Origin of the sequence: Azonexus sp. (assembly GCF_036170495.1) — a bacterium.
Classification (GTDB): Bacteria; Pseudomonadota; Gammaproteobacteria; order Burkholderiales; family Rhodocyclaceae; genus Azonexus.
The window spans coordinates 1-15,535 of sequence record NZ_JAVHPH010000260.1; the positions used below are offsets into that span (position 1 = coordinate 1).

Annotated in this window: 18 protein-coding genes and 1 pseudogene; 8 read left to right on the forward strand and 11 right to left on the reverse strand. The window is 61.4% G+C overall.

Annotation, left to right across the window (positions count from 1 at the left end):
• Positions 1-992 (forward strand): transglycosylase SLT domain-containing protein (locus ADADOO_RS09315; protein WP_511276964.1); only part of this gene is annotated, 992 nt, incomplete at its 5' end.
• Positions 993-1,005: 13 nt separating this feature from the next.
• Here ADADOO_RS09315 and serS read toward each other — a convergent pair.
• A complete protein-coding gene (gene serS / locus ADADOO_RS09320) occupies positions 1,006-2,289 on the reverse strand; it encodes a serine--tRNA ligase (protein ID WP_511276965.1) in 1,284 nt (427 codons plus the stop codon).
• Between the two features lie 438 nt (positions 2,290-2,727).
• Between serS and ADADOO_RS09325 the strand changes: the two genes are divergently transcribed.
• On the forward strand, positions 2,728-4,899 hold the full coding sequence (locus tag ADADOO_RS09325; RefSeq protein ID WP_511276967.1) for a 4Fe-4S binding protein: 2,172 nt from the start codon (positions 2,728-2,730) through the stop codon (positions 4,897-4,899).
• On the opposite strand, the gene ADADOO_RS09330 is transcribed toward ADADOO_RS09325, so the two are convergent.
• The 5 genes and pseudogenes from ADADOO_RS09330 to ADADOO_RS09350 all read right to left on the reverse strand — a co-directional run bounded on the left by ADADOO_RS09330 (position 4,859) and on the right by ADADOO_RS09350 (position 8,581).
• Complete coding sequence (locus ADADOO_RS09330; RefSeq protein WP_511276969.1) at positions 4,859-5,449, reverse strand: DUF4126 domain-containing protein; 591 nt, start codon at positions 5,447-5,449, stop codon at positions 4,859-4,861. The genes ADADOO_RS09325 and ADADOO_RS09330 overlap by 41 nt on opposite strands.
• Positions 5,450-5,487: 38 nt before the next feature.
• Positions 5,488-5,757 carry a DUF2442 domain-containing protein gene (locus tag ADADOO_RS09335; RefSeq protein WP_511276971.1) on the reverse strand — a complete coding sequence of 90 codons (270 nt, stop codon included), beginning with the start codon at positions 5,755-5,757 and terminating at the stop codon, positions 5,488-5,490.
• Between the two features lie 136 nt (positions 5,758-5,893).
• Positions 5,894-6,301 (reverse strand): endonuclease domain-containing protein, encoded by a 408-nt coding sequence (locus tag ADADOO_RS09340; RefSeq protein WP_511276973.1) that lies wholly within the window; start codon positions 6,299-6,301, stop codon positions 5,894-5,896.
• Between the two features lie 82 nt (positions 6,302-6,383).
• The gene (locus ADADOO_RS09345; protein ID WP_511276975.1) at positions 6,384-7,703 is read right to left on the reverse strand and encodes a replication-associated recombination protein A; all 1,320 of its coding nucleotides are present in this window, start codon (positions 7,701-7,703) and stop codon (positions 6,384-6,386) included.
• Between the two features lie 6 nt (positions 7,704-7,709).
• A pseudogene (locus ADADOO_RS09350) lies at positions 7,710-8,581 on the reverse strand (tyrosine-type recombinase/integrase).
• 211 nt (positions 8,582-8,792) lie between these two features.
• Between ADADOO_RS09350 and ADADOO_RS09355 the strand changes: the two are divergent.
• Entirely contained in the window at positions 8,793-9,929 is a 1,137-nt protein-coding gene (locus tag ADADOO_RS09355; protein WP_511276977.1) for a hypothetical protein, read from the forward strand.
• Positions 9,930-9,999: 70 nt separating this feature from the next.
• Positions 10,000-10,404, forward strand: a complete 405-nt coding sequence (locus ADADOO_RS09360) for a GFA family protein (protein ID WP_511276979.1) — start codon at positions 10,000-10,002, stop codon at positions 10,402-10,404.
• A 103-nt stretch (positions 10,405-10,507) separates the two neighbouring features.
• Here the strand turns inward: ADADOO_RS09360 and ADADOO_RS09365 are convergent, their stop codons facing one another.
• Both ADADOO_RS09365 and ADADOO_RS09370 read right to left on the reverse strand, forming a co-directional pair.
• Complete coding sequence (locus ADADOO_RS09365; RefSeq protein WP_511276980.1) at positions 10,508-10,762, reverse strand: Txe/YoeB family addiction module toxin; 255 nt, start codon at positions 10,760-10,762, stop codon at positions 10,508-10,510.
• Positions 10,759-11,010, reverse strand: a complete 252-nt coding sequence (locus tag ADADOO_RS09370) for a type II toxin-antitoxin system Phd/YefM family antitoxin (RefSeq protein WP_511276982.1) — start codon at positions 11,008-11,010, stop codon at positions 10,759-10,761. The genes ADADOO_RS09365 and ADADOO_RS09370 overlap by 4 nt, the downstream gene beginning before the upstream one ends.
• Before the next feature lie 341 nt (positions 11,011-11,351).
• On the opposite strand from ADADOO_RS09370, the gene ADADOO_RS09375 reads away from it, so the two are divergent.
• Complete coding sequence (locus ADADOO_RS09375; protein ID WP_511276984.1) at positions 11,352-11,798, forward strand: SRPBCC family protein; 447 nt, start codon at positions 11,352-11,354, stop codon at positions 11,796-11,798.
• A gap of 23 nt (positions 11,799-11,821) precedes the next feature.
• Here ADADOO_RS09375 and arsB read toward each other — a convergent pair whose 3' ends face one another.
• The 3 genes from arsB to ADADOO_RS09390 are packed head-to-tail and all read right to left on the reverse strand — an operon-like array spanning position 11,822 to position 13,668.
• Entirely contained in the window at positions 11,822-12,889 is a 1,068-nt protein-coding gene (gene arsB, locus ADADOO_RS09380; protein ID WP_511276985.1) for an ACR3 family arsenite efflux transporter, read from the reverse strand.
• 9 nt (positions 12,890-12,898) lie between these two features.
• Positions 12,899-13,312, reverse strand: a complete 414-nt coding sequence (locus tag ADADOO_RS09385; RefSeq protein ID WP_511276987.1) for an arsenate reductase ArsC — start codon at positions 13,310-13,312, stop codon at positions 12,899-12,901.
• Complete coding sequence (locus tag ADADOO_RS09390) at positions 13,312-13,668, reverse strand: ArsR/SmtB family transcription factor (protein WP_511276989.1); 357 nt, start codon at positions 13,666-13,668, stop codon at positions 13,312-13,314. The genes ADADOO_RS09385 and ADADOO_RS09390 overlap by 1 nt, the downstream gene beginning before the upstream one ends.
• A gap of 214 nt (positions 13,669-13,882) precedes the next feature.
• On the opposite strand from ADADOO_RS09390, the gene ADADOO_RS09395 reads away from it, so the two are divergent.
• The 3 genes from ADADOO_RS09395 to ADADOO_RS09405 form a co-directional block, all read left to right on the forward strand.
• On the forward strand, positions 13,883-14,230 hold the full coding sequence (locus tag ADADOO_RS09395) for a hypothetical protein (RefSeq protein ID WP_511276991.1): 348 nt from the start codon (positions 13,883-13,885) through the stop codon (positions 14,228-14,230).
• Between the two features lie 75 nt (positions 14,231-14,305).
• Positions 14,306-15,388 carry an efflux RND transporter periplasmic adaptor subunit gene (locus ADADOO_RS09400; protein ID WP_511276992.1) on the forward strand — a complete coding sequence of 361 codons (1,083 nt, stop codon included), beginning with the start codon at positions 14,306-14,308 and terminating at the stop codon, positions 15,386-15,388.
• On the forward strand, positions 15,388-15,535 hold a 148-nt coding region (locus ADADOO_RS09405; protein ID WP_511276993.1), incomplete at its 3' end, for an efflux RND transporter permease subunit. The genes ADADOO_RS09400 and ADADOO_RS09405, both read left to right, overlap by 1 nt.

Here is a 15,535-nt window from a genome sequence, read left to right on the forward strand (position 1 = left end):
AAATCGAGTACGTCGCCATCGACGAGGGCTTCGAGGAAATCGCCAACCAGTACGTGCCCAATATGCGCACGACGCTAACATTGAGCGAGACGCAGCCGGTTGTCTGGCAACTCGGCCGGCACCCGAATCCGGAGCTGCGCGAACGGCTCAACGCCTTTATCGAACGCATCCAGCACGACGGCACGCTGGCCCGGCTGGAGGACCGCTATCTCGGTCATGTCCGGCGCCTGACCCAGGCCGACGTCATCAAGTTCCTCGGCGAAGTCGAGACCACGCTACCCAAGTTCCGCAAGTCCTTTCAGGCGGCCCAGGCGCTAACCGGCATCGACTGGCGACTGCTCGCCGCCGTCGCCTACCACGAGTCGAACTGGGACCCGAACGCGACCAGCTACACCAATGTGCGCGGCATCATGATGCTCACCGAAGAAACGGCCGATCACCTGCAAGTCAGCAACCGTCTCGATCCGAGCGAAAGCATCCTGGCCGGCGCCCGTTACATCAATACGCTCAAGGAAGCGCTGCCGGAGGAAGTCAGCGAGCCGGATCGGACCTGGCTGGCACTCGCCGCCTACAACATCGGCCCCGGCCATTTCAATGGGGCGCGGATGCTGGCCAAACACCTGAAAGCCGATCCGGATTCGTGGTACGACATGAAGCGCGTGCTGCCCAAACTGGCCCAACCCAAGTATTTCAGCGTGGTCAAAACGAGCCGGGCACGCGGTGGCGAAGCGGTCATTCTGGTCGAGAACATCCGCAGCTATTACGACATCCTGCTGCGCAACGCCGCACCCTTCGCCCCGACGCCTTCAATCGCCGCCAGCCTGACCCGGCTCGTGCTCGAAATCGAAGAACGGCGCAAGGCCTACGTCAAGCGGATTGCTGCCGCCAAGACCATCTCGGCGACAAACCAGGACGAGCCAGGCGAGGCTACGCTGCGCCTGCCGACCATCGGGCAGGATCTTGGCCCTGCCCGCCCGGCCGACCAGAACTAAACCGGCGCCCAACTCAGCTGGCGGAAAGAACCTCCAGCCCACCCATGTACGGGCGCAGCACAGCCGGAATGGTGACGCTGCCATCGGCCTGCTGGTTGTTTTCCAGAATGGCCACCAGCGTGCGGCCGACGGCCAGGCCGGAACCGTTCAGGGTGTGGCACAGCTCGGGCTTGTTCTTGTCGTTGCGGAAACGGGCCTGCATGCGGCGGGCCTGGAAGGCGCCGAAATTGGAGCAGGACGAAATCTCGCGATAAGTGTTCTGGGCCGGCAGCCAGACTTCAAGGTCGTAGGTCTTGGCGGCGGAGAAGCCCATGTCGCCGGCACACAGGGCCATGCGGCGGTACGGCAGTTCGAGCTTTTCGAGGATGACTTCGGCGTGGCGGGTCAGCGCCTCGTGGGCTGCGGCCGATTGCTCGGGATGGACGACCTGGACCAACTCAACCTTGTCGAACTGGTGCTGGCGGATCATGCCGCGCACGTCGCGGCCGCCGGAACCGGCTTCGGAACGGAAGCACGGCGTGTGGCAGACGAACTTGAGCGGCAGCGCCTCGGCGGCGAGTATTTCGTCGCGCACGATGTTGGTCACCGGCACTTCGGCCGTCGGGATCAGGTAGAGCGGGTCCTGATCGCCGCGCAGGACCTTGAACAGGTCTTCCTCGAACTTCGGCAACTGGCCGGTCCCGTACAGGCTGGCGGCATTGACGAGGTAGGGCGCGTAGAGCTCGGTGTAGCCGTGCTCGGCGGTGTGCGTGTCGAGCATGAACTGGGCAAGCGCACGGTGCAGGCGGGCCAGGCCGCCCTTGAGCAGCGAGAAACGCGCGCCGGCGATCTTGGCGGCGGTGGTGAAGTCGAGCTGGCCGAGCTGTTCGCCGACATCGGTGTGATCCTTGACCGGGAAGTCGAAAACGCGCGGCGTGCCCCAGCGCTTGATTTCAACGTTGCCGGTTTCGTCGGAACCGACCGGCACGGACTCGTCGGGAATATTCGGCAGCGCGGCCAGAATGGCGTTGAACTGCTCGAGCAATTCGCCGAGGCGGGCTTCAGAAGCCTTCAACTCGTCGCCCAGCGCGCCGACTTCGGCCATGACTGCGGAGGCATCCTCGCCCTTGCCCTTCAACATGCCGATCTGCTTGGACAGGGAATTGCGCTGGGCCTGCAATTCCTGCGTGCGGCTCTGCAACGTCTTGCGCTCGGCTTCGAGCGTTTTGAATTCGGTGAAATCGATCGGCTTGCCGCGCTTGGCCAGGCCTTCGGCGACGGCGTCGAGATTGGAGCGGAGTTGTTGGATATCGAGCATGGGTTTTCCTGAATCGCGGCGGCGGACCAGCTTTGCTACGGTCAACCGGAAAAAATGGCCAAAAACGAAATTATACGCGAGGGTCCGGGCTGGCCGCGCCGGCCCGGCCTTCGCATCAGGGCAATCGCATGAATGTCCACTCCCTCCCCTTCAAGGGGAGGGCTGGGGTGGGGATGGGTAATGCAGGGGCAAACGGGACACGAAATACCTCGTTTTCAGACCCATCCCCCTGATGAAGCTACTAAGCAACCGACTAAGCCGCCAAACAACGGCGGCCAAGCCTCTACTTATCCCGACCTCCCCCTTGTCCAAGGGATACCGGCCCTGCGGGCCATAAAGGGGGAGGAGAGGATGTACGCTGCGTCCAGCAAATTTTAGGTACCATGGGCAGCATAAGAAAACACATCCGACCTTGCCCGCGCATTTTCGGAGACCGCAATGGAAATAGCTTTCCCCGTTGCCCGGCATTTGCCCAGCAGAGCCGTTTCGTTCTTTTGCCGACTCGCTGCCGTTGGCCTGATCGCCGCTGCCGGCATCTTCCCGGCTGCCCATGCCGGCGACCTGAGCAAGGCCGACATCGAACGCCGCTTCGAGCCGCCGCTGCACGTCCAGGACAAGCTGACCCAGATTCCCGCCTGGCCGCTGACCAGCGAACTGGAGCCGGAGGGCGGCCCGATCGGCTACGTTTTCGAATCCATCGACCTGGCGCCGGTCCCCGGTTTCGAGGGCACGCCCATGAATTTCCTGGTCTCCATCGACCGCAAGGGAAATTTCATGAACGTCGAACTGCTCCGCCAACACGAGCCGGTCTTTCTCGGCGGCCTCGGCGAAGCGCCGCTGCGCGAATTCATTACCCAGTACGCCGGCCGCAACATCAAGCAGCAATTCCTGATCGCCCTCAATGCGGCGCGCAATCGCACCGGCCCGGCCGACACGCGCAGCGGTCAGACGACGCTGGACGGCGTATCGAAAGCCACCGCCTCGGTGCGCATCGTGAACCAGACCGTGCTCGGCGCCGCCCTCGAAGTCGCGCGAAGCAAGCTCGGTTTTGCCGACCGCAGCAAGCGCGGCCCGGCGGCGCAGGTGCGCACGGATATTGACGATCAACCGCTGAGCTTTGCCGAGATGCTGAAAAACGGCATGGTCGGCCACCTGCGCCTGAGCAACGCCGAGGTCGAAAAACTGTTCGTCGGCAGCGATGGCGCCGAAGTCGATGAAGAAGGTCTGGCCCTGCCCGAGGCCGTATTCACGGACATCTACATCGCCTACCTCAACACGCCGAGCATCGGCCGCGCTATCCTCGGCGAGGCGCAGTACCAGGAGGCCATGACGCATAATTTCGAGAACCGCCACCTGTGGTGGATCGCCTCGGCCGGGCGTTACCCTATCGTCGACGACAACTTCGTGCCGGGCGCCCAGTCCTCGCGCCTGAGCATGGCGCAAGATGGCCTTTTTCTCGAATTGCGCGACCAGGGATTCGAGCCGAAAGACATCGCCGGGCCGCCCGAACTCAACACCTCACGCCTCTTCGGCGTCTACGCCGAAGCCGGCCTCGACCCCGGCCGCCCACTTGACCTGAACCTGACCATCACGCGCGCCAAGGGCATGATCCTGCCCACCCTCACCCACCAGACCATCACCCTCAAATACGCGCCGCCCAGCCGCATGTTCACCTACCCGCCCGAGCCGCTGCCGGAGTGGATGCTGGCCTGGCAACAGCGCTGGCTCGACCTGAGCATCCTGGGCGCTGCACTGATTGTCCTCAGCATCGCCCTCGCCCGGCCGCGCTGGATTTCGGTCGACGCCCGCCGGTTGAAGCTTTTCCGCCTCGGCTTTCTCGCCTTCACGCTGCTCTATGTCGGCTGGACCGTTCAGGGCCAGCTTTCCATCGTCCAGGTCACCGGTGCCCTCAAGTCGTTGAAATCCGGCCAGGGCCTGTCGAGCTTCCTCTACGACCCGATTTCGCTGCTGCTCATCGTCTTCACGCTGTTCAGCTTCGTTGTCTGGGGCCGCGGCACCTTCTGCGGCTGGCTGTGCCCGTTCGGTGCGCTGCAGGAGTTTGTCGGGCTGCTCGCCCGCAAGTTGCGTCTGCCGCGCCTGCACATTCCGCTGGCCGTCGCCAAACGGCTTGAGTGGGGCCGCTATGTCGCCCTCGCCATGCTGGTCGGGGCCGCCCTGTTCGTGCCGCGCCAAGGCGAAAGCCTCAACGAACTGGAACCGTTCAAGACGGCGATCACCGTCGGTTTCGACCGCAGCTGGCCGTTCGTCGCCTACGCCGTTGCGCTGCTTGTCGCCGGCGCCTTCTATTACAAATTTTTCTGCCGCTTCATCTGCCCGCTCGGCGCCGTCATGTCGCTCGGCGGGCGGCTGCGCCGTTTCGACTGGCTGACCCGCCGCGTCGAGTGCGGCAAGCCCTGCCAGAGCTGCAAGGCCAAATGCGCCTACGACGCCATCGAACCAACCGGCGAAATCCGCTACGACGCCTGCTTCCAGTGTCTGGACTGCGTCGGCATCTACCACGATGCCAAGCGCTGCCCGGTGCTGCTCTATGAAAAGAAAGGTTTGGTTCTCACGCCGAAGGGCGTGATGGTCGCCGGATCAGACGGCTGAGCAGGGACCAGAAGCGCGTCAACAACCAGCTGGCCAACGCCAGGAAGACGACGAGCAGACCGAGAAAAACCAGCGGCGAGGCGAGCATGGCCCACAGCCCACCGAGCACCATGCCCTCCTCGCCGAACGAGGCAATCCAGTTCGAAAACGGCTCGGGCGAGGTGTTGATGGCCAGCCGGCTGCCGGCCTTGGCGAAATGGGTGCCGGCGGTGATCGTGCCGCCGATCAGCCCGGCCGCCACCGCCCACGCCGGATCGACCTCGCCCATGGCAAACGCCGCGAGCAAGGCGCCGGCCGGGATCCGGATGAAAGTCTGGAAGCCGTCCCACAGCGAATCGAAGGCGGGGATCTTGTCGGCAATCAACTCGGCGAAAGCCATCAGCCCGGCAACCCCGATGACCAGCGGGTTCTGCAGCACTGAAAGCGTTTCCGGCAGATGCAGGTAGCCAAAATTGCTCAACAGGCCGGCCAGAAAAACCACCAGATACAACCGCAAACCGCTCGCCCAGGCCAGGCCGGCGGACAGGGCGATGGTCTGGATCAGGTCCATGCCCGATTCAGCGAGTCAAATGACAAAGCGCCAGAAACTTATGCCGCCTTCGGCAACGGCAACTGGAAATGTCCTTCGACTATCCCGCGCACAGTCAAGTCTTCGTCAATGGACTCCCAGCGCAGGGCCGTGCCATCCAGACGCAAGCTGACCTCGGCCAACTGCGTTTCGCTGGCATCGCGCAACAAACGGAAACGCGCAGCCGGAAAGCCGATCTGGCGGCCATCGCTCAGTTCAACGAAGACCATCTTGCTGTTCGCCCAGGCACGAATGGCGTGGTATTCGCGCTCAACGTCCAAAGAACTCATGCCATTTCTCCAGAAAAAACGTTTCGTACTCAAAAACTGTCGTTTCAATTCTACGCAACTCAACCCCATCTACGCGATGACTGCGTGCCAGTCGGGTGCAATCAATCGTGCTGGTCGGTGCAACGCCCCCTCCCCTTCAAGGGGAGGGATGGGGTGGGGATGGTGTAATCAGCGAACCAGCCTTCCCAAACTCTCTGTGCAACGCCGTCCAAATGGCCTCAACCACGACGTCAGTCTCCTGTAACACCTGGTTGTTCCAGAACCGCATGACACGAAAACCGGCCTCATGCAGTCGTCGATCACGCACCTGATCTTGCTCGCAATCTTGATGTTGGCCTCCGTCCACTTCCACAATTAGCCGCTTTTCCAGGCACACAAAGTCGAGTACATAATCCAGAAATGGATGCTGACGGCGGAATTTGAAGCCTGCGATCTTTCGACCGCGCAGATGTCGCCATAAGCAATTTTCAGCGTCGGTCATGTGGGTACGCAATTCTTTCTGAAGCGAATTGTCGATGATCCAGCGGTTCGTCTGGCCTTTCACGCGTTGATGTCCTTCCTGTTTTGGCACCCCATCCCCTCCCCGGCCCTCCCCTTGAAGGGGAGGGGGGGTACGTTCAGGTTCGCTATTTCCCCTTCGCCTTGCGATCCAGTTCCCGCAAGTGCGCCAGCTTCTGGCCGATCTGGCCTTCCAGCCCGCGGGGTGTCGGCGCGTACCAGCCCGGCTCGGGCATGCCGTCCGGGAGATAGGTTTCGCCGGCGGCGTAGGCTTCCGGCTCGTCGTGGGCGTAGCGGTAGGCGTGGCCGTGGCCGAGGTCTTTCATGAGCTTGGTCGGCGCGTTGCGCAGGTGGTTGGGCACCGGGCGCGAGCCGTCCTGCTTCACGTAGGCGCGGGCGGCGTTGTAGGCCATGTAGCCAGCATTCGACTTGGCGGCGACGGCGAGGTAGATGACCGCCTGGCCGAGCGCCAGTTCGCCCTCGGGCGAGCCGAGACGTTCGTAAGTTTCGGCTGCGTCGTTGGCGATCTGCATGGCGCGCGGGTCGGCCAGGCCGATGTCCTCCCAGGCCATGCGGACAATGCGCCGGGCGAGGTAGCGGGCGTCGGCGCCGCCGTCGAGCATGCGGGTCAGCCAGTAGAGCGCAGCGTCCGGGTTGGAGCCGCGCACCGATTTGTGCAGGGCCGAGATCTGGTCGTAGAAGGCGTCACCGCCCTTGTCGAAACGGCGCAGGCTTTGCGCCATCGTTTTTTCGATAAATTCGCCGTCGACCGTGGCAAGCCCGGCCGTGCGTGCCGCCGTGCGGACTTGTTCGAGCAAATTGAGCAAACGCCGCGCATCGCCGTCGGCCAGGCCGATCAGGCGTTCGCGGGCGGCCGCGTCAAAGCTCAGATCGGCCAGCGCCTGAGCGCAAGCGCGGTCAAAAAGCTGACCCATTTCGGCTTCGTCGAGCGACTTGAGGACATAGACCGAAGCGCGGGAGAGCAATGCGGAGTTGAGTTCGAACGACGGGTTTTCGGTCGTCGCGCCAATAAACGTCAGCAGGCCGGATTCGACAAAGGGCAAAAAGCCGTCTTGCTGCGCTTTATTAAAACGGTGAATTTCATCGACAAACAAAATCGTCCGCCGCCCCTGCGTACGCCACATTTCGGCCTGCGCCACGGCTTCGCGCACTTCCTTGATGCCGGAAAAGACCGCCGACAGCGCAATGAACTCACATTGAAACTGCGTCGCCATCATCCGCGCCAGCGTCGTCTTGCCCACCCCCGGCGGCCCCCAGAGGATCATCGAATGCGGCTGGCCGGATTCGAAAGCCAGACGCAGCGGCTTGCCGGCGCCAAGCAAGTGCTGCTGGCCGATGACGTCATCCGGCGTTTGCGGGCGCAGTTGCTCGGCCAGCGGGGCGTGCCGGGTTTGCGCGCCAGCCGTTGAAAACAGGTCTTCGGACATCGTTGTTTACATTGCATCCAGCGGAGAAGTCACGCCGCGCCCACCCTTGTTGAGCACGTGCGTGTAGATCATGGTCGTCGCCACATCGGCGTGGCCGAGCAGTTCCTGCACGGTACGAATATCGTAACCGGACTGCAGCAGGTGCGTCGCGAAAGAATGGCGGAAGGTGTGCGGGGTGATCTTTTTTTTAGCCCCATCCCTTGCGCCACCCGGCGCAGGGTGGTTTGCACTCCGCCCCGATCAAGCGGCGACTTGGCGCGCTGCGCCGCCTTCAGGCCACCATGGCGATTGGGAAAAAGCAGTTCGGGGTGGCGGTGCAGTTGCCAGAATTGGCGTAGGGCCGTCAGCGTCGCCGCCGGCAAGGGCACGAAGCGATCCCGGTTGCCCTTGGCGTCGCGGATCTGGACGCGCATCCGGGCGGCATCGATGTCGCCGACTTTGAGCGCCAGCCCTTCGCCCAGGCGCAGCCCCAGGCTATAGAGGGTGAAATAGAACACTCGGTAAGAAAGGGTGCGCGTCGCCGAGAACAGGCGTTGTGCTTCGTCGACCGTGACGATGTCGGGCAGGCGCTGGGTCTTCGGCGGCTTGATCAGATTCGGCATCACCCAAGGTTTCTTCAACACGTGGGTGGTGTAGAACTTCAGGCCGTAGAGATCGAGCTTGACCGCACTCCACGAGTGCGTCCCGATCAGGTCGCTGAAATACTCGGTGAGCTGCGCCTCGGAGAGATCGTCGATCTGCTGGCCGAAATACTCGCCCAGCCGCCGGATGGCACGGGCGTAGGCCTCAATGGTCTTGGGTTGCAACCCCTTGAGTTTGAGATGCTTGAGATGGGTTTGGTATTGCCGGGCGAAGTGGCCGGCCAACGTGTTCGTCATGCTGGTTTGTCCTCACGAAATATTGCAGAATCACTCCCCTCAATGGCGAAGGGGTGAATGTGCAGAATAGGTCGTGCGGCTCAGTCAGGCGACTTCTCCGCGTAGCGGCTTCGTCCAACATCACAATCCACCGGACCTCCGGCAAGCGACGCTTGCCTACGTCCGGTGATTTTCAACGTTATGCCTTCTATTGCCACTAGAAAGGACTCACATGGCTCAGCAAGCACCCGCCGTTAAGAAACCGAAGAAGCCACGACCGAAGGTTGTTGCGGATGCGTCATCGGCAAAAGGTAAGCCTTGGACGTTTCCAAAGAACACACTTGAAGAAGCTATCGGCATTGCCAAAGCTATAGAAGAGAAGAACGCCGGCAACCCAATGCCAGCGCTAGATATCGCGGTCGCGGTTGGCTTTCGTCAGTCCAACGACTGGCGATTTCTCGACCTTCTGCGGTCTGCCAATCAGTACGGCCTTGTTACAGGGACAGGTGCCTCGGCTTCCATTCATCTTGCAAAGTTGGGGCAAGATATAGTTGCTCCGAGTTCACCGAGCCAGCGATCAGAAGCGCTCTTGGTTGCCTCGCGAACTGTCAAGGATTTTGAGGCGGTAGAGAAGTATTACGGCGGCAAGAGGATTCCCGAAGACGAGTTCTTTCTCAATACGCTAACCCGCGAATTCAATATCCCGCGTGATCGAGTCGAGCAATTTTCGAAGGTCTTCCTCGAGAACCTAAAATTCCTGCGAGCGTTTTCTACGCCCCCGCAGTCCTCAGAAGTACCAACACCGGGAGCGGCATTGTCGGCCGGATCAACGCCAGCTGAGAAAATTCCTACCCCGGTCTTATCCAAGGAGCCGAGGGTTCGGGAGTTCCTGGACACGTGCTTCGTGATGATGCCCTTTGGAGAATGGTTCGACCGCTACTACCAGGATATCTACGTACCGGCCATTAAGGAGGCTGGCCTAGAGCCTGTTCGGGGAGACGAACTGTTTTCGACGGGGAGCGTTGTCGAACAGATCTGGGAGCAAATTGAAAAGTCAAAGTTGCTGCTTGCAGACTTGTCTGGCAAGAACGCAAATGTTTTTTATGAACTGGGCCTCGCACATGCAGCGCGGAAGCCGGTCGTATTCACGTCCGCGCAACTTGAAGACGTCCCCTTCGACCTTCGACATCTGAGAGTAATTATTTACGACGTCCGCGAACCCGAATGGGCAGCACGGCTTCGAAAGAGCATTACCGACTACTTGAAGAACGCAATGAAGGAACCGGGAAAATCAATCCCGCATCCGTTCCGCAAACTAGTCGAGGAAGCCGAAGGCATAACCCGTCGTTCGAGCGGACCTCGCGCATGAAGCCGCGCGAGGCCGCTCAACTTCGACGTTATGCGTCTCATTGAAGGTGATCACTGATTAGGAGAGCGCCGTGCTCAAAAAGTATATTGGTAGCTGCCACTGCGGAGCTGTTCGATTCGAGGCTGATATTGATCTCAGCTTGGGCACGAACAGATGTAATTGCTCGATCTGCACGAAGACCCGGAATTGGAACGCAATCATTAAACCCAGCGCGTTCCGGCTGCTATCGGGTGAAAACGACCTAACCAACTATCAATTTGGTCACCGGGTTGCCCATCATCTCTTCTGCAAGCACTGCGGCGTACGTTCGTTCGCGCGCGGGTATGTTGAGGAAATCGGCGGTGACTACGTTGCGGTTCAACTGGCCGCCCTCGACAACGCCGATCCGCTCGAACTCATTGAAGCGCCGATTCGATTTGCTGACGGCCGCAACAACAATTGGCTTGTGGCGCCAGTCGAGACAAAACACCTGTGAAGGTGTGGGCCCTTCTGTTGAAGCAATGACGTCCAACCCATCCATCAACACGGACTGGTGCGATAAGGCCGCGCCAGCTGGTTATGCCGAAGGGTTGGGCGTCTCAGTAATGAAACCGCAACTGTGCAATCAACAGGTCATCACCTTCAACGCGGTACACCATGCGATGTTCATCTGTAATTCGGCGTGACCAGAATCCTGATAGCGCATGCTTCAATGCTTCCGGCTTACCAATGCCAGAGAATGGCTCTCGTTGGGTTTCCCGAATCAAGTTGTTGATTCGTTCGACCATACGCCGATCTTGTTTTTGCCAGTAAAGATAATCTTCCCATGCCTCATCCGCGAAAATCAGCTTCACTTTGCCAGCTTCCGCTCAACGCCTTTCCCAGTGTTCAGTTGTGCGGCCGCCGAGAGAAGGCGCTTGGCGTTTGCGGGAGTACGCAAGAGATAGGCGGTTTCCTCAAGGGCTTTGTAGTCTTCGAGCGAGAGCATCACCACGGACTGCTCGCCGTTGCGGGTGATAATCAAGGCTTCGTGATCGTCACAAACCCGATCCATAGTGCTGGCGAGATTTGCGCGAACGGTGGTGTAGGTCATTGCATCCATAATGGCTCTCCGGATATGTACGTTTTACTGTACATAACAAATCGTCGGTTGTCCAGCAAAAACGTTCGGACACGACGTCCAACCCATCCATCAACACGGACTGGCGCGACAAGGCCGCGCCAGCTGGTTATGCCGAACGGTTAGAAGGCATCGGTTTGTCATTTCACTTCGCCTCCCGTCGCTTGCTCCTGGCTCCGTGCCTGTTTTGGCACTCCGGCTCGGCGTTTTCAGCGTTGCTACGGTCAACCGGGAATTTCAGCCAATTTTCAAATCGGGCTTGGCGCAACCTTCGGCTCTGGCGGCGGTCAATGCCAGACAGCGAACGACAAGGAGAAGGGGCCATGAGCACAGGAACCGTCAAGCTTCACCGCGTACTGAAGGCAGCGCCGGAGCGCATTTACCGGGCCTTTCTTGATGCCGATGCCATGGCAAAATGGTTGCCGCCCTACGGTTTTACGTGCCAGGTGCGGCATCTGGATGCGACGGTTGGCGGCTATTTCCGGATGTCGTTCATCAACTTTTCAACGGGGCACGGCCATTCCTTCGGCGGCCAATATCTTGAACTGGTGCCCGGCGAAAAAATCCGCTACACGGACAAATTCGACGACCCGAACCTGCCGGGAGAAATGCAAACGACGGTGAGCCTGAAAGCCGTCTCCTGCGGCAGCGAGCTGAGCATTGTGCAGGAAGGCATCCCGGCGGTCATTCCGAGCGAGATGTGTTATCTCGGCTGGCAGGAGTCACTTGAGCAGCTGGCCAAGCTGGTCGAGCCGAACATTCCGGACTGAGCCTGGCTGGCGGCGAAGGCTGGCTACCCTGCTTCGTACCAGCTTTTGGTCGAATTGACGAGCTTGACGACGAGCAGCATGGCCGGCACCTCGATCAACACGCCGACCACGGTGGCCAGCGCCGCCCCCGACTCGAAGCCGAACAGGCTGATCGCTGCGGCGACGGCCAGTTCGAAGAAATTACTGGCACCGATCAGGGCCGACGGGCAGGCGACATTGTGTTTCTCGCCGACCTTGCGGTTCAGCCAGTAGGCCAGCGCCGAGTTGAAGAAAACCTGGATCAGGATGGGCACGGCGAGCAGGCCGATGATCAGCGGCTGGCGCAGGATGGCTTCGCCCTGGAAGGCGAAGAGCAGCACCAGGGTGGCGAGCAAGGCGGTAATCGACCACGGGCCGATTTTCTCCATGGCCGCGTCGAAGGCACTCTGCCCCTTGGCGAGCAGGCTTTTGCGCCAGAGTTGGGCGAGCACGACCGGGATGACGATGTAGAGGACGACCGAGGTCAGCAGTGTGTCCCAGGGCACCGTAATTGCCGAGATGCCGAGCAGGAAGGCGACGAGCGGCGCGAAGGCGAAAACCATGATGGTGTCGTTGAGGGCGACCTGCGACAGCGTGAACAGCGGATGGCCGTTGGTCAGGCGACTCCAGACGAAGACCATGGCGGTACAGGGCGCCGCGGCGAGCAGGATGAGTCCGGCGATGTAGCTGTCGAGCTGATCGGGCGGCAGCATGGGCGCGAACAGGTTGCGAATGAACAGCCAGCCGAGGAAGGCCATCGAGAACGGTTTGACCAGCCAGTTCACGAACAGCGTGACGCCAATGCCGCGGACGTGCTGCTTCATTTCGGCCAGCGCGCCGAAATCGACCTTGACCAGCATCGGGATGATCATGACCCAGATGAGCAGGCCGACCGGCAGATTGACCTGGGCGACTTCCATGCGGCCGATGGCCTGGAACAAGTTCGGCGCAAACTGGCCGAAAACGATGCCGGTGACGATGCAAAGGAAGACCCAGATGGTCAGGTAACGCTCGAAGAAACTCATCGGCGCGCCGGCGGCGACCTTGGCGGTGATTTCACATTGGACGGTCATGGCGGCTCCTTAGAGGCCCAGCGCGGCGCGCACGGCGGGGATCAGGCGGGCGCGGATGTCGTCCCGGACGGCGATGAAACTTTCCAGCGGCTCGCCATGCGGGTCGTGGAAAGGCAGGTGAATGCGCGGCACCGGGCGCGGGAAGATCGGGCAGGTTTCGCGGGCGTTGTCGCAGACGCTGACCACGAGGTCGATCGGCTCGCCGATGACGGCTTCGACGTCCTTGGCGTAAAGCCCCTCGGTCGGCAGGCCGGCCAACTTCAACGCCTCGATGGCGCCGTCGGCGACCTTGGGCTGCGGCTTGGTGCCGGCCGAAATGCCGCGCACCAGACCGGCCAGATCATGGTTGAGAATGGCTTCGCCCATCTGCGAGCGACAGGAGTTGCCGGTGCACAGGACAAGGACGGTTTTGAGATTCGACATCAGGCGGTCTTTCCGGTTTTGACGCCACGCTTTTCGGTCGTGTCGCAGCAGGTAGTTTTGGGCAGGCAGGCTTCGCCTTGGCAGCAATTACGGGTCAGGAAGGCGATCAGGTCATTCATCGTCGCGAAGTTGGCCGAGTAGTGGATGAAGCGGCTTTCGCGTTCGCCGGCGATCAGCCCGACCCGGCTCAAATGGGCCAGGTGAAAGGACAGCGTGGCCGGCGCCATGCCGAGTTGTTCGCCGATGGCGCTGGCGTTGACGCCGGCCGGACCGGCTTCGACCAGCAGGCGAAAGATGGCCAGACGGGATTCGTGGCCGAGGGCGGCGAGGATTTCAGCGGCGTTTAAGGTTTCCATATTTCGAATATTATCGAATTGTTTAACGAATGCCAATCGCAGTTTTCGGTGATCGCGGCGAATTCATTTTTAGCCGTTTTTTTCGGTTGACCGTAGCCAGCCGGGCGGATGGTCTGATCGCTGTTTGACGCTTTCGACCAAGACATCCGGTGTCCATTTGTGTCATCCTGCGGCTCAAAAGTCATTCCCCAAGCCTCAACATCGAGTTCGTGCCATGCTGAAATCCCGTTGTTGCCTCGTCGTTCTCGCCATCATCGCCGGCAGCCTTGCCGGCTGCGCCGCGTTCGACGAGAAGACCGATGGCCCGGACAACGTCGCCCCGGTGGTGGATGCGATCCCCGACCGGGCGGCCGATGACATCCAGAAAATTGCCGATCTTGAGCGCCAGCTGGCCAAGGAACAGCGTCAGTGCCACGCCGAAAAACGCCGGCTCGACCTCTCGCTCAAGGAATCGCAAAAGCAGAACGAAGCCTTGCAGAAAAAACTCGATGCCCTGCAAAAGAAGCTCGACGCCCTCCTCGCCATCGACCGCGACCTGCGCAGCCGCAACCGAAGCCGCTGAATCGGCGGAGCTTAAGCGAGCCTTAATCCTGGCCGCTTAGAGTTCCGAAACCTGTGTCGTTTCGGATAAATCCCCATGTCGCGTCGAAATTCCATTTTTGCCCTGTTTTTCCTGTCGACCGTAGCCACCCTGTCTCCGGCGCAGGACAAGCGCCTGACGCTGCAGCCGGCGCAAATCAAGGCGCTCGGCATTGAAACGGCGGTTGCCGGCGAGATGCCGGGCGGTCGCAATGGCAGTTTCCCGGCCCAGGTGCGCGTACCCAATGAACAGATGCGCGTCGTCGCCGCGCCGGTTGGCGGCATGGTTGAAATGCTCGCCGTGGCGCCCGGCTCCATCGTCAAACGCGGCCAAGTCGTCGCCCATCTGAGCAGCCCGCAAGCCCTCGAACTGCAACGCGATGCGCTGCAGGCCGGCAGCCAGTCGGCCCTCATGCAACAGAATCTCAAGCGCGACGAACAACTTTTCGCCGAAGGCCTGATTGCCGAAAGCCGGCTGCAGGCGACCCGCGCCGCCGCCGCCCAGGCCGGCGCGCAAGCCAGCGAACGCCGTCAGGGCCTGGCCCTGGCTGGCGGCACGGCGGGCAAGCTCGGCGGCAAACTGGCGCTGACCGCCCCCATCGATGGCGTCGTCCTCGAACAGGGCGCCCAGCTCGGCCAGCGCGTCGAAACCTCGGCGCTGATCTACCGCATCGCCAAACTCAGCCCGCTGTGGCTGGAAATCCAGGCCCCGGTCGCCATCGCCGCCACGCTGCGCGAAGGCAGCGCAGTGAAAATCGCCAACAGCGAGGTGACGGGCAAGCTGATCGCCATCGGCCGCGCCGTCGATCCGGCCAGCCAGACCGTGCTGCTCCGCGCCGAAGTCGGCAAGGGTGCGGACACGCTGCGCCCCGGCCAGGTCATCGAAGTCGACGTCGCTGCTCCGGCAAGCCAGCAGCAGCGCCTGCCGGCCGCCGCGCTGGCCCGCGACCAGGGCCAGACCTGGGCCTTCGTCCAGACTTCGAGTGATGACAATGGTGTCGTCTTCGCAGCCCGCCCGGTCCGTGTGGTCAGCCAGGGCGGCGACAGTGTCACGGTGGACGGCGTCAAGGCCGGCGAGAAGGTCGCCATCAAGGGCGTCTCCGGCCTCAAGGCCCTGCTCACCGGCGTTGGTGCCGAATAATGTTGGACGCCCTGATCCGTTTCTCGCTGACCCAGCGCCTGTTGGTGCTGGTTCTCACCGTCATGCTCACCGGGGCCGGCGTGCAGGCCTTTCTCGGCCTGCCCATCGACGCCTTCCCGGACGTGTCGACGACGCAGGTCAAGATCA